The organism is Exiguobacterium sp. s138, assembly GCF_018618775.1.
GTDB classification, from domain to species: Bacteria; Bacillota; Bacilli; order Exiguobacteriales; family Exiguobacteriaceae; genus Exiguobacterium_A; species Exiguobacterium_A artemiae.
This window is the reverse complement of record NZ_JACSMW010000007.1, coordinates 92,193-105,638: the sequence shown is the minus strand read 5'-3', so window position 1 is coordinate 105,638 and position 13,446 is coordinate 92,193. Positions and strand designations below refer to the sequence as shown.

At 48.4% G+C, this 13,446-nt stretch carries 14 protein-coding genes and 1 pseudogene; 5 read left to right on the top strand and 10 right to left on the bottom strand.

What is annotated here, in order from left to right; genetic code table 11:
* The first annotated feature begins 63 nt into the window (after positions 1-63).
* Positions 64-906 carry a metallophosphoesterase gene (locus KNP91_RS13605; protein WP_251136062.1) on the top strand — a complete coding sequence of 281 codons (843 nt, stop codon included), beginning with the start codon at positions 64-66 and terminating at the stop codon, positions 904-906.
* 48 nt (positions 907-954) lie between these two features.
* Here the strand turns inward: KNP91_RS13605 and KNP91_RS13600 are convergent, their stop codons facing one another.
* Both KNP91_RS13600 and KNP91_RS13595 read right to left on the bottom strand, forming a co-directional pair.
* Positions 955-1,449, bottom strand: a complete 495-nt coding sequence (locus KNP91_RS13600; protein WP_012369156.1) for a YwhD family protein — start codon at positions 1,447-1,449, stop codon at positions 955-957.
* Positions 1,450-1,519: 70 nt separating this feature from the next.
* Positions 1,520-2,047, bottom strand: a complete 528-nt coding sequence (locus tag KNP91_RS13595; RefSeq protein WP_214767068.1) for a hypothetical protein — start codon at positions 2,045-2,047, stop codon at positions 1,520-1,522.
* A 138-nt stretch (positions 2,048-2,185) separates the two neighbouring features.
* On the opposite strand from KNP91_RS13595, the gene KNP91_RS13590 reads away from it, so the two are divergent.
* Both KNP91_RS13590 and KNP91_RS13585 read left to right on the top strand, forming a co-directional pair.
* Positions 2,186-2,401 carry a 2-hydroxymuconate tautomerase gene (locus tag KNP91_RS13590; RefSeq protein ID WP_261966348.1) on the top strand — a complete coding sequence of 72 codons (216 nt, stop codon included), beginning with the start codon at positions 2,186-2,188 and terminating at the stop codon, positions 2,399-2,401.
* 75 nt (positions 2,402-2,476) lie between these two features.
* A complete protein-coding gene (locus KNP91_RS13585) occupies positions 2,477-3,106 on the top strand; it encodes an NAD(P)-dependent oxidoreductase (RefSeq protein WP_214767073.1) in 630 nt (209 codons plus the stop codon).
* 86 nt (positions 3,107-3,192) lie between these two features.
* On the opposite strand, the gene KNP91_RS13580 is transcribed toward KNP91_RS13585, so the two are convergent.
* From KNP91_RS13580 to KNP91_RS13570, 3 genes and pseudogenes are all read right to left on the bottom strand, one after another.
* Positions 3,193-4,371: a NupC/NupG family nucleoside CNT transporter gene (locus tag KNP91_RS13580; protein WP_214850527.1), complete on the bottom strand. Its 1,179-nt coding sequence runs from the start codon at positions 4,369-4,371 to the stop codon at positions 3,193-3,195.
* A 124-nt stretch (positions 4,372-4,495) separates the two neighbouring features.
* Positions 4,496-5,086 (bottom strand): annotated as a pseudogene (locus KNP91_RS15745) (aminoglycoside phosphotransferase family protein).
* 253 nt (positions 5,087-5,339) lie between these two features.
* A complete protein-coding gene (locus tag KNP91_RS13570; RefSeq protein ID WP_012369150.1) occupies positions 5,340-6,644 on the bottom strand; it encodes an HD domain-containing protein in 1,305 nt (434 codons plus the stop codon).
* Positions 6,645-6,799: 155 nt separating this feature from the next.
* Between KNP91_RS13570 and lipL the strand changes: the two genes are divergently transcribed.
* Entirely contained in the window at positions 6,800-7,621 is an 822-nt protein-coding gene (lipL, locus tag KNP91_RS13565) for an octanoyl-[GcvH]:protein N-octanoyltransferase (RefSeq protein WP_214850524.1), read from the top strand.
* Between the two features lie 17 nt (positions 7,622-7,638).
* Complete coding sequence (locus KNP91_RS13560) at positions 7,639-8,487, top strand: DegV family protein (RefSeq protein ID WP_012369148.1); 849 nt, start codon at positions 7,639-7,641, stop codon at positions 8,485-8,487.
* A gap of 125 nt (positions 8,488-8,612) precedes the next feature.
* On the opposite strand, the gene KNP91_RS13555 is transcribed toward KNP91_RS13560, so the two are convergent.
* The 5 genes from KNP91_RS13555 to KNP91_RS13535 all read right to left on the bottom strand — a co-directional run bounded on the left by KNP91_RS13555 (position 8,613) and on the right by KNP91_RS13535 (position 13,408).
* Positions 8,613-10,133 (bottom strand): flotillin lipid rafts scaffold protein FloT, encoded by a 1,521-nt coding sequence (locus KNP91_RS13555; protein WP_012369147.1) that lies wholly within the window; start codon positions 10,131-10,133, stop codon positions 8,613-8,615.
* Entirely contained in the window at positions 10,130-10,651 is a 522-nt protein-coding gene (locus tag KNP91_RS13550; protein WP_012369146.1) for an NfeD family protein, read from the bottom strand. Before KNP91_RS13550 ends, KNP91_RS13555 begins: the two co-directional genes overlap by 4 nt.
* Positions 10,641-10,892 (bottom strand): hypothetical protein, encoded by a 252-nt coding sequence (locus KNP91_RS13545; protein ID WP_012369145.1) that lies wholly within the window; start codon positions 10,890-10,892, stop codon positions 10,641-10,643. Before KNP91_RS13545 ends, KNP91_RS13550 begins: the two co-directional genes overlap by 11 nt.
* A gap of 166 nt (positions 10,893-11,058) precedes the next feature.
* Positions 11,059-12,258 (bottom strand): Bcr/CflA family multidrug efflux MFS transporter, encoded by a 1,200-nt coding sequence (locus KNP91_RS13540; protein ID WP_012369144.1) that lies wholly within the window; start codon positions 12,256-12,258, stop codon positions 11,059-11,061.
* A gap of 16 nt (positions 12,259-12,274) precedes the next feature.
* Positions 12,275-13,408: a YfbR-like 5'-deoxynucleotidase gene (locus KNP91_RS13535; RefSeq protein ID WP_012369143.1), complete on the bottom strand. Its 1,134-nt coding sequence runs from the start codon at positions 13,406-13,408 to the stop codon at positions 12,275-12,277.
* Positions 13,409-13,446 lie beyond the last annotated feature (38 nt).

Here is a 13,446-nt window from a genome sequence, read left to right as displayed (position 1 = left end):
TCTTCCGTCATGCGGAAGTCAGGGTCTTTTTGGTATGCTGAATATAAGAAAAGGGGTGAGGACTTGCGCGTCAAGAAAAAATGGTTTATTCCCATCGGCATTCTCGCTCTCAGCAGCTGGTTTTTGTACCGGGAAAATAATCAAATCGACACGACGGCAGTAACGGTTCAATCGGATAAATTACCTGCCGCGTTTAATGACTATAAGATTTTACAGATTGCCGATTTGCATGGTAAATCCTTTGGTTCCCGTCAAAAGGTTCTTTTGAAAAAAGTGAATAAACTGCAGCCGAATGTCATCTTAATGACGGGTGACTTGATTGATTCCAGACGAAACGGAGAAGAAGAAGCCCTCCTGCTGATGAAACAACTGACACCGGACTATCCGGTTTATTTCGTGACAGGCAATCATGAAGTCCGTCTGAATTTGACGATTTTACCGAAGCTTGAACGACTTGGTGTCACCGTTCTTCGCAATACGTCCGTTCCGCTTGAACGAGACGGTCAGTTCATTGAGTTGCTTGGAATTGACGATCCGACGACGACCCGTTGGAGTGAAGGACTGCAGGAGCCGGACGGCATCCGTCAAAGTCTCGATCAAGCCCAGTCGACTGCCGAGACCCGTTCCTTCCAGCTGTTGATGGCGCACCGTCCGGAATATTTGCCGTTATATGCGGAACGCAAGGTGGACCTCGTATTATCCGGTCATGCCCACGGCGGACAGATCCGCCTGCCGTTCACGGACGGGATGTATGCCCCCGGTCAAGGGTTTTTCCCTGACCTGACCGCCGGACAACATACGATGGAGAACACACGGCTGATCATCAGCCGCGGTCTCGGTAACAGTTTATTTCCGTTCCGAATCTTTAATCACCCCGAATTGATTGTCGTAACGTTACGCAAATAATCAATCAAAAAAAAGTGCCAACTCTTTCACAGAGTCGGCACTTTTATTTTAAGCGAGTGCTTCATGCAATTCCGGTTCAGCATTTTCCCACATCTCCGGTTTATGTGTCTGCAGGAAGTCACGCAATAAGTGTTTCGACGTTTCGTCCATATGATCGACGACAATCCGTCCTTTTAACGATTTATCCATCTTATTGACATGATCCGCCAAGATCTTAAAGCCGCGACGTGCTTCGACATCGACTAACAGGTCACACGCTGCGACGCCGCCGTAATAAAATCCTTCCGGTTTCCGGCCGACCGTCACCCAAACGATCCAGTACAGCTTTCCGTTTGGTGAATCCGCCTTGTCCGTCGTGAATTTAATCCGTTTCTCGATGGCTGCTTTCGCATGCATCGCACCCATATCGATATAGGCTTCACCGTCTTCCGGTGAGATGATGACCGGTGACATGCTGTTCAGACTAAGTGTTCCGACACCAAATCCACCATGCCCGTCCGTTGAGTTATCTGAAATGATATTGAAGTTAATTTTCTTTTCCATCGTTTACTTGTCCCCTTTTACTACTGTTGCTTCTATCATACCGCATCCAACAGTCGGTGCAAGCCTTCGTTTACCGTTTGAGTATCTCGAGCTGCTCCCGGGTGACACGACGGATCGTTGGTAACCGCAGACATTCGAGGGACGTGAGCTCTTCGTGAGCGGGTGGATTCAGCTCTTCCAGTTGCACCAATGCCCGGTCATACAATGTTTGCGAGGCACGACCGAACAGAACAATCCGCTCCAGTGATGAACATTTCGAACGAATCGCCCGTAATTGCTTGGCCAGTTCCCGAATCCGCTCTGCCAACTCGTCTTCGATGTCAGGTGTCGGTTTACGATTTTGAAAAATCGGTTTGAAGCGGTCCTCATCCCGAAGCAACGTCAACATCCCGTAGCGTTTTGCTTCTTCATTTCCGACAAGCGCTGCCAATTCCTTATCCGTTACGAGCCGTCCAAATGGAATATTTTGATCAAACAAAACATCTGCGACTTCGAGACCTTTTGCGCCTGATAACGGGTATGTGTTGTCTTCTGGTAAAGCGCGGTCAAAAATCAGTAGCGTATGGATTTTTTTACGAATCACCGGTTCCATTTCCATGCTCTCACCTCATCCTCATCATTTCTTAAGTACCTATTTCTTGCTTCCGACAGACTACTCCTGTTCTATACCCATCTTTTCCAATTTCCATGTACGGTTTGACGGAACCCGGGTGACGTACGGTATACTGATGGCGTATTGTACTTATGCCAGAAGGAGGAATTTTACATGCCTTACGTTACCGTAAAAATGTTAGCCGGACGCACGGTGGAACAAAAACGCGCGTTGATCGAGAAAGTCACAGCGGCCGTTTCTGAATCCGTCGATGCACCAAAAGAAAATATCACCGTTTTCATCGAAGAGATGGAAAAAACCGATTACGGTCAAGCCGGCGTCATGTTTTCTGACAAATAAACACTCTTCAGGAGGAATGATCTAATCCATCGTTCCTCCTGTTCCATATACTTATGACAGAAAGGATGAATCATCATGGCAACCTTCAGCTTACTGGGTGCGACAGGACGAACCGGTCGACCGTTGCTTGATCTTTTGCTCGAAGAAGGGCATAAGGTCCAAGCCCTCGTCCGTTCAAGACAACACGAATTACCGCACCATCCCAACCTGACAATTTTGGAAGGTGATGCGACGGATGCTGATGCTTTGGAACGTGTCATTCAAGGGACGAGCGCCGTCTTCAGTTGTTTAGGAACGGATCAAAAACAGATTCTTTCGGTCGCCGTACCGCATCTCGTCACGAAGATGAAAGAACAGCAGATCGAACGAATTGTCTTCGTCGGGACAGCCGGCATCCTTGATGCTTCGGAAGAGCCGGGAAAATACCGGTTCCAGTCCAGTGAATCCCGCCGGCGCTCGACGATTGCGGCTGAAGACCATCTGAAAGCGTATTTAACGTTAAAGGATGCGGATGTCGACTATACGATCATTTGCCCGACACAACTCGTCGAAGAAGATGCAATCGAGGACGTCTTGATTGAATCCAATCGATTCACGCATGAAACCGGACCGATTCCAAGAATGAATGTCGCCCGCTTCGCTTACGAAGTGTACGCCGAAGGACTGTTCCATCATGAACGGGTCGGTATTGCTTCACGCGGCTAAAAATAGTAGAAACCAAAAGCAGGACCCGATTTCTAGTCGGGTCCTGCTTTGTTTAAGAAATGACAGCTCTGCCAGTCGTATACGATTTAGAGTAAGATACTGACGACGATTGCCGTCAAGACACTGACGAGTGTTGCTCCGTAAAGTAATTTCAGTCCGAAGCTCGCTGCAACACTTCCTTGACGATCGTCGAGTCCTTTGACAGCACCCGCGATGATCCCGATTGACGAGAAATTGGCGAATGAAATCAAGAAAACGGAAACGATTCCAAGTGTCCGTGCCGAGAATTCTTTTGCGTATTCAGGCAGGCTGAGCATCGCGACGAATTCGTTTGTAATCAATTTCGTGGCCATGATACTACCGGCACTGACTGCTTCCGCCCATGGAATCCCCATGATGAAAGCGAATGGTGCGAAGATGTAACCGAGAATATCCTGGAACGAGATACCGAGAACCATCAAGAAGATATCGTTGACCATGCCGATCAAAGCATTGTATCCGATCAACATCGCACCGACGATGATGGCAACTTTGAATCCATCCATGATGTATTCGCCGAGCATTTCGAAGAACGTTTGTTTTTCTTCAACGATTTCCAAAATGTCTTCTTTTGGATCAACTGTATACGGATTGATGATTGAAACGATCATGAATCCACCAAATAAGTTCAAGACGATTGCTGTGACGACATATTTCGGTTCGACCATCGTCATGTATGCACCGACGATTGACATTGAAACCGTCGACATCGCCGACGCACATAATGTATACAAACGATTCGGCGGTAATTTACCGATTTGCTTTTTAACCGTAATGAAAACTTCTGATTGACCGATTGCTGCTGATGCTACGGCGTTATATGACTCAAGTCGTCCCATTCCGTTAATTTTCGAAAGGACGAACCCGACTCCGCGCATTAAGAGCGGCAGGATTTTCGTGAACTGCAAAATTCCGATTAAAGCCGAGATGAAAACGATTGGCAACAGGACGTTGATGAAGAATGGTTGCGCGCCTTCATTCGCTAATCCACCGAAGACGAAGTTGATGCCGATCGCGGCATAACTGAGCAATTTTTCGAACACTTGAGCGATCCCTTTAATGACGATATAGCCGAATGACGTGTTCAACAGAATATATCCCAGGACAAGCTGAAGCACTAGCATGACCGCAAGCGGTTTCAATTTGATGCTTTTACGATTACTGCTGACAAGGTATGCCAAACCAAACACGATGACAAGTCCCAGTATTGCGATTAAATATTTCACGAACTATCCCTCAATCCATAGTTTATTTTATCAGTTGTACATAAGTACGAGGTCTGACGTTCAATCTCTTTCCCAAGTACTACAATAATCAACATTCGAAAGAACTGCAAGGGGTAAAGTTCATTTAGTAACCGCTTTCGTCATTTTCATAAACTTTCAATACAATGTTTTCCATCCGTTCCCGAACATTGCCCTGACTGATGTTTGCCTTCCCATATGCTTTCCAACCGGGATAAACATTGAGGGTGTCCGGTTCAAAGTCAAAAACAGCTGTTAAATCCCATTTCCGATCGTACGAAAATCCACTGTATGCAATATATTCAGATAAAAATTGATCTGCTGCTTCGACCGATTTAAGCAACGCCAGATTTAATCGGCAATGGGCGACATCTGCTTCAATGGGTCCAACACAGCCACTAATCCAATCGACTACGTTATACTTTTCAGTTGATTCGTATAACACATTGACCGGATGAAAATCACGGTGGATGAATCGAACTTGTTGACTCGTTGCTAGCGGTTCTGCCACAGCCCGTTGCCACATCTCCTTTTGAACTGCCTAAAAAGGAACCGTTCGCTTTGTCACGTATGATGCATACTGGTACCGGGCTTCTGGAACCGGCAGTTGATGAATCGCAACTAACGTTTTTGCCAATTGTTTGAGATACGCTCGATTTAACGGTTCGAGTCGGACTTCTCCCGGTAAACACGTCATTTGAATCCATGGGGGAATCTCCCCCTCCCACGTCAATTGATAATTTTCGACATCCGGTCCTAATCTACCTGTCGCCCGTAACGCAAAGACCTCGTGCGCGACGAGGTCCGGTTCCTGCTCTAGCCAGGCAGGATATGAATTCGAAAAACACTATCCCACGCTCGAAACACGTACGAGGAAGTCGCTCCTTTTAAAGGGATAACCGCTTTCCCTTCCAAGCCGGCATACTTTAAGATGGTTGCGATGATATTGTTCATATTTCTTCTCCAAGTAACAATTGATCGATTTGCATCTTCTCGTTCGCAAATTCCCGTAAGTCATGCAGGATTTCCTGCGGGAAAAATAGCTTTTCATCCGTTTGCCGTGAGTTGGCAATCGCTTGAACAAGCGGTGAGACTTGCGAAATCTCTTTCATCTGACCATTTTTCATCTGCAGCATGATCGGTTGTTTACTGATTTCGCCATTATCTCCATATAAGTCGTACGGCAGACGGCTGAGCTTGTCTTCGAGCAGATAATAAGTGGGATCGAGCCCGATTTTTTCAAATAACGTACACAGTTTCTCATGGACAAGGGCGCGTTTTTCTGCCGGATAATCGACGTATTTAAATAATTTCCGGTCAACGAACCGTCGCGCCAGATCACTTAACACCGTATCCTCTTCTTCCGCCCACTGTTGGAAGTAGAAATAGACGATGGTTTCGTCTAGTGCCAGATAGTTTTTTAAGGACATCTCCTTCGTAAAGAGCGGACTTAAATGAACCGGATCAATCGTAAACGCGTACTCGCTCGTATACAGTTCTTTTGCCCGTTCAAGAATCGCTTTTAATAAATAGTCGCTCGACCGTGTGACCGGATGGAGATAGACCTGCCAGTACATCTGATAACGGCGCATGATGTAATCTTCGATCGAGTGCATCCCGGATTGCTTGACGACCATCTGATTCGGTGCCGGACGCAGGACACGCAGCATCCGTTCGAGATCAAACTTTCCGTAGCTGACACCGGCAAAATGGGCATCCCGCAACAAGTAATCCATCCGGTCGACATCAAGCTGGGAACTGATCATCGTCACAAGCAATTGATTCGGATGGGTTTTATTGATGATTGAGGCGACTTCTTCCGCAAACCCTTCCCCGACCTGATCGAGGACCTGTTTGATTTCCGTATCCCCGAGGATGATTCGTTCTGTCCATTCTTCGTGATCGACACCAAAGACGTTTTCGAAAGCATGGGAGAACGGTCCGTGCCCGACGTCGTGTAACAGGGCCGCGACCAGTGTCAGCTCCCGGTACTGGTCGTCCCAGTCCGCCCGGCCGTTAAAGACGTCAATCAGTTGCCGGGTAATCTCATATACACCAAGCGAATGATGGAACCGTGTGTGCTCCGCTCCATGAAATGTCAAAAATGACGTTCCCAGTTGTTTGATCCGGCGCAAACGCTGAAATTCCTTCGTTCCGATCAATTGCCAGATCAATTGGTCGCTGACATAGATATAGCGATGAACGGGATCTTTGAATACTTTCGTTTCCTTTAATTGTCCCAGTGACTGATACATACACTCTCTCCTTTAATGGCTCGTTCTCTGTCGTTATAGTTCATAGTTCGGTTTGAAACGGTCCGTTCCTGTTGCTTCACTGGCTTCTTATTAAAAAGTTTACATTGTCGTATGCTATAATAATGTCGCAAATCTAGAAAAAAAGGAACGAGCCTATGGGAATCGAACTCTTAAAACAAGAACATTATCGTATTTTTGATCAAACGTCACTCGGAAACACCTTTCATGCCACACAATCGTTTGCGATGGACGATACATTGTGCGCCTCCGTCGCTACAGAAGGTGCCGCCATCCGTTCCTGGGTCCACCACGAAACGGTTGTCCTCGGGATTCAAGATGCACGCCTCCCTCACCTCGATGATGGGATCGACGTCTTACACGCCCATGGTTTCCAGCCGGTCATCCGCAATTCCGGCGGGCTTGCCGTTGTCCTTGATGCCGGTGTTCTGAACATCTCGCTTGTCCTTCCGGAACGTGGCGGAATCGATATCGACAGCGGTTATGAAGCGATGCTCGCACTTGTCCGTCGGATGTTCGCCGAAGAGACCGATGCTATCAATGCCGGCGAAGTCGTCGGATCCTATTGTCCGGGATCGTATGATTTATCGATTGCCGGCAAAAAGTTTGCTGGGATTTCACAGCGGCGTGTCCGCGGTGGCGTCGCCGTTCAAATTTATCTCTGCGTGAACGGCAGTGGCAGTGCCCGGGCGCAACTTGTCCGTGATTTTTATGCTGCCGCCCTGCAAGGGGAAACGACCAAGTTCGTGTATCCGACAGTCGTTCCGGAAACAATGGCCTCTTTAGAAGAGCTATTGCAATGTCCTTTGACGGTCGAAGACTGCTTGGTACGTGTTTACCGCTCTTTGATGGAACTTGGCGCGACACTCACGCCGTCTGTCCTGAGCAAAGTCGAAAACGAACGCTTCGGTGTAAACCTGGGTCGGATGTTGGATCGAAATGAAAAAGTCCTAGGTTGATAAAGGAGAGAACGAACATGGTACGTTTTATTACTGACAGCGGTGCCGATGCACCCAAAGAATTACTCGACGCGTACGGCTTCACGGTGATGCCGTTCGGCGTATTGATTGACGAAGAAACATTTTTCGACGGCGAATCGATTTCACCGGTCGAACTATATGAAAAAATGCGGAACGGGGCGGCACCAAAGACGTTTCAGGTCGAAGTGTCACGGATGGTCGAAGTCTTTACAGAACACTTTAAACAAGGTGAACCGTTTCTCTATCTGGCATTTTCCAGTGAATTGTCCGGGACGTATCAAACGGCGACGATGCTCGCAGCAGAACTTGCTGAAACGTATCCGGATGTCCCCTATGCGATCATCAATACGAAAACAGCCTCGACCGGTCAAGGACTGTTCGTGTTAGATGTCGCTGAGTTTTCAAAGACACACAACTTCGAAGAAACCAAAGCGTATGCCGAGCAAAAAGTAAATACAATCCGTCATTTGTTTACGGTTGAATCGCTGGAATACCTGATGCGCGGCGGCCGTGTTTCGCGGGCCAGTGCCTTCATCGGCGGTCTGCTGTCGATTCTTCCGCTTTTGACGGTCGAAGACGGGAAACTGATTCCGAAAGAAAAGATCCGCGGTCAGAAAAAAGTCATGAACCGGATTGTCGAATGGATGGAAGAAGCACGTCCATCCATTGATGGACACCGGATCATCATCGGTCATGGCGATTCAATCGAACGGGCGGAACAACTGAAACAGTTGATCGAAGCCCAATTCTCACCGAGTGAAGTCTTGATTACGATTGCCGGAGCGGCGATCGGTTCTCACACTGGTCCCGGATTAATCGTCATCGGCTATGATTTACCGGCCTGATTCGTCATTAAAAAAATCCGAATGTCCCCACCTCTTCTTATTGACAGAGGGATGGGAGCATTCGGATTTTTTTGTACTTTATTCATAATCTATGATTTACGAAACCTGTTAAATTATGTTCGGTTTCATTCAGATTTTCCTGATGCGACCGGCTCTCCTTGATTCAAGTTGACCGTCAATGGTTTCGCCGTTCCTTTACCCGAGAAGTTTTCAATCAAGTCTTTTACATCGATGCCGGATGACGCTTTAAGCGTCTCCTGTAACGAGGCCATCAAGTCGGTCGCGTATCCGGTCACCCGGTTTGCACCGCCGCCCTCGCCGCTCCCTGTATCAACGACTGTAATCTTGTCGATGTTGCCGAGTGGTGCCGCGACTTGTTTCGCATATTCCGGCATCATCCGGACGACCATATCGAGAATCGCCGCTTGTCCGAACTGTTCGAACGCTTGCGCGATTTTTTCTTTTGCTTCGGCCTCTGCAAGACCTTTCAGACGGATGATATCGGCTTCTGTTTCCCCTTGTGCCCGCTCTGCTTCCGCTTTGGCCAGACCATCAAGACGAATTCGTTCAGCGTCGGCTTTCGCAGAAGCTTCAATCCGGTATTTCGTGGCATCGGCTTCCGCATATTGTTTCGCCCGGTCGGCCTGGGCCGCCTGCTCGATGGAGTAACGGTCCGCGTCAGCTCGTTTTTTCACTTCCGCATCGTATTGTTTCTCACGGCGGAGAATTTCGCGTTCTTCGAGTTCAATTTGTTTCTGACGTTCGATGATTTTGATTTGCATTTGTTGTTCCGTGACTTCCTGCTGAGCGCGGGCATTCTCAAGATCATACGCTTGGTCGGCTTTTGCTTTCGCGATATCCTGCTCACGGCGGTAATCGGCCATCTTCAGCTGGTTTTCCTTTTCCGCTTCCGCAATTTCCGTCGCCCGTTCCAGTTCAGCTTTTTTCGCATCTTTTGAGGCTTCTGCCCGTTTAATCCGTGTTTCTTTTTCTGCATCGGCTGTTGCTATATCGGCATCGCGGCGGACCTGGGCAATGCGGGGTTTCCCGAGTGATTCCAAATAACCGTTCTTATCGCGGACGTCTTTGATCGTAAACGATACGATGATCAGTCCCATTTTCGCTAAATCCTGTGACGCGACCCGTTGGACTTCCTGCGAAAACTTATCACGGTTTTTGTAAATCTCTTCAACTGTCATCGAACCGAGGATTGACCGTAAGTGCCCTTCAAGGACTTCCCGCGCTTCGCCTTCGCGGTCTTCTTTTGATTTCCCGAGAAATTGTTCGGCTGCCGTCGCGATTTCCGAAATCGAGCTGCCGATTTTGATGATGGCTGTCCCGTCTGCCATGACCGGAACACCCTGCTCTGTATAGACTTCCGGTGTCGTCACTTCGAGCTTGCTCGACAGCAGACTGAGCGGGGATGCTTGCTGAAAGACAGGTAAGATAAACGCTCCGCCGCCACGGATGATTTTGACCCGGTTGCCGGATTCATCCGTGTTGACGGTCGGACTGTTCCCGAGATAACTCCCGGACACGATCAACGCTTCTTCCGGTCCGACTGTGCGGTACTTTGTGACGAATAAGGCGATCAGCGCTAAAATCAGTGCACCGGCTATGATTGCTACAATAATAATCGGATTCATGAAAACATCTCCTCTTTCCACTGCGTAGGGTAGGTCATGACATGCGCCACGCCTTGTTTAATTTCAATGATGATGACTTTTGTTCCTTGTGCCAGAGCCGGACCTTCAAAAAGAACGGCGGATTTGGCAATTCGTCCTGACACATCATCGACGAGAATTTCACCGTAACCGTCCTCCGGAATCGGGAGGATGACGATGGCACTGCGTCCCTCAAGCGTCTGTTCCGAAAAACTGATGGATTGCTCCGCTTTCGCAAGCGGTACAAAAATGAATAAATGCAACAAAGACGTCAAGATGAGACTGATACCGGCACTGATTAGCAAAATAACAAGCGAACCAAGTAACGTCAGGTGTTCCAGCCCGAATCCGAAAGCGGACGTCAAAATGACAAAGGACAGGATTAACGTCGGATGAAAGATTTGATCGATGCCCGGAATCAAATCGGAAAAGACGACAGACAATAAAACGCCGCAGGCAGCAGCGGCAAGTGCATACAGATAAAGCGTACTAACGTCCATCTTCGGTCACCTCGATAAACGGATTCGATCCATACAGTTGCCGATAGGCTTGAAGATACGCATGTCGATTTTCTTCATATAACAATTCGGCTAATTCTTTCTCCCGTGGACTGTCTGCTTCCTGATACCGGCGGGCATACTTTTTTTGTGCCGCATAATGCCGCGCGAGCAAACTTTCGAGTGTCCGAGGGTTGTTTGATTCAGATACCGGCCGTGTATCTGAAAAAGATCGTTTTTTCATCCGACTGCTCCTCTCTTCTGTGCTGAGCTCCTCTTTATTTACGGTTTACTTTTGGAAATAGTTTCAAAATGACTGATTTTTTCTGACAACATTTTTTCCAAATACGGTCTTCAACAAAAAAAACCGATTCCCTCAAAGAGGAATCGGCTTCAGCGAATCTATCTTTTTATTGTGTTCTGCGCACAATCAGTAATGTATAGACGAGCAGTGCCAGACAATCGAGCGTCATGATGATCAAGCCCATCGGTAACGCCGACTCTTCCCCCATCACGCCGACAAGCGGTGAGACAAGTGAGCCGACAAGCATCGGTAACAAACCGAGCAACGCGGACGCACTTCCTGCTGTCGAACCATAATTCTGCATTGCCAAGGTAAAACCGAGCGTCGAAATCATCCCGACACTCGAGACGACGAAGAACAGCGGAATCATGACGAGAATCAAGGAATCGGATAACGTCAGGGCAAGAAACAGACAGATTCCGGCCATAGCGACGACTGTCAAGGCAATCCGCATCATCTTTTCACTGTCGACGCGTCCGGCCAACCGTCCGGCAGTTTGTGCTGCCAAAATGATTCCGATGCCGTTCAGACCAAACAGGAAACTGAATTGTTGCGGGCTTGCGCCGTAGATGTTTTGTAAGACGAACGGTGAACCGGAAATATAAGCGAACATCGCGCCCATGGCAAAGGCTTGGGCAAAGGCATACCCGATGAAGGTCCGGTCCGATAACAGCCGTCCAAACGTTTGGAACGTCGTCTTCAAATTCCCTTCAACCCGGTGATGGACAGGCAGGGTTTCCGGCAACCGGAACGCCACGGCAATCAGCATTAACGTACTTAAGACGGCCAGCAGATAAAAGACGATACGCCAATCGCCGAACCGTAAAATCTGTCCGCCGATGATCGGTGCCAGAATCGGTGCCGTTCCGTTGACCAGTGATAATGCCGCAAAAAACTTCGTCAGTTCGGGTCCTTCGAATAAATCGCGGACAATCGCCCGTGAAATGACGATCCCCGATGCACCGGCTGCGCCTTGGACAAACCGCAGTGCAATCAGCACTTCAATCGTTGGCGCAAAGGCACAGGCAAGTGATGCCAGTAAATACGCAGATAACGCCAGGAGCAACGGACGTTTCCGTCCCCGGACATCACTGAGCGGACCGACGATGATCTGCCCGAGTGCCATCCCGAGCATACAGGCCGTCAAGCTGAGTTGAATCGAGGACGCACTGGCGCCAAATGAACGCGACATATCGGGAAATGCCGGTAAATACATGTCAATCGACAGTGGACCGAGTGCGGCGAGTGATCCTAAAATCAGGATTAGAGTCAATCGTTTCGTTTGAATCGGTGAAGTGTTCGTCATGATTTTCCTCCTTTATTTAAGATGTCACATAATCCAAATCGTGTAAGACATACGCCAGGAAAAAGACGACGGATGGATTTTCATAGACCGTTTGGACTTTCTTCAACTGGGCCCGGTAACCGGTCTCATATTCCACACCATTCAATTTCCGTTCCATATTCATCTTGATCAACGCATCGAGCTTATCGACGACATCAACCATCTGTCCTTCGTACGTCTCGTCTTTCGCTTCGACGACGAACCGATGAAATTCTTTTCGCATTGAAGACGGCAACAGATTAATCAACGCTTCGCCTTCCGTTCGCTCATAGGCTTCAAAAGCCGCTGCCGTGACCGGCGTCGCATGCTTGACGGGACCGAGGACGTCACCTGTCGTCCCTTCGACCAAATCATGACATAACAGACGCGACACGACTTCTGCCGTATTGATGTTGACTCCGTACTTTTTGGACTCAATCAAGCCGTTAAACAATCCGAGTGACGCTGCGCGAAACGCATGGGTTGCATCATTGTCATCAATCGTATTGAATCGTCCTTTCCAGCGGCGGATCGTATCCATCATCAAGACGTTATCGATGAAACGCGACATATCATCTTTTGCCCAAACTGATGCGGTTAACGTCCGGATGGCAGGCGACGGATGGATTTCGAGTGCCGCTTTGAGCTCATTCGTCTTCGCAAGGAAAAATGCGGATCCCGTTACTTCCGCTTCCCTCTTCGCAAACAACATCGCATCAAATGTATCAATCGCTTCGACAAGCTGTCCTTCCGGCGAGTCATCTTCTGCGAACACCAGATAATTCGTAAAATCCGGTTGAAGGGACTTCGACAGCAACGCTACGAGTTTTTCACTCGCCTGCCGCTCCATCGCCTGGATGTGCGCATGCAAGGTCGGTTCTTTTTTTGTCCGGTGTTTAATCGGTCCTGTGATGACCTCATTCATATCGTGGAACAGGGCTTTCCCGAGTAACGTCAACCGATCGTATTTGATGTCTGTCGCCTCTTCTTCAAGATAACTCGCCATCAAACTGAATAACGCGACGCGGAAGCTGTGACTTGCCGCATTATCTGGAAAACGTGGTGCGTATTCATCCCAGCGCGGGACATTTTGCATCCGTGTCAGCATACGAATAAAATTACCGTTTTGCATTGTCATCTCTCCTCATAAAAAACGGACAGAGGAATGAT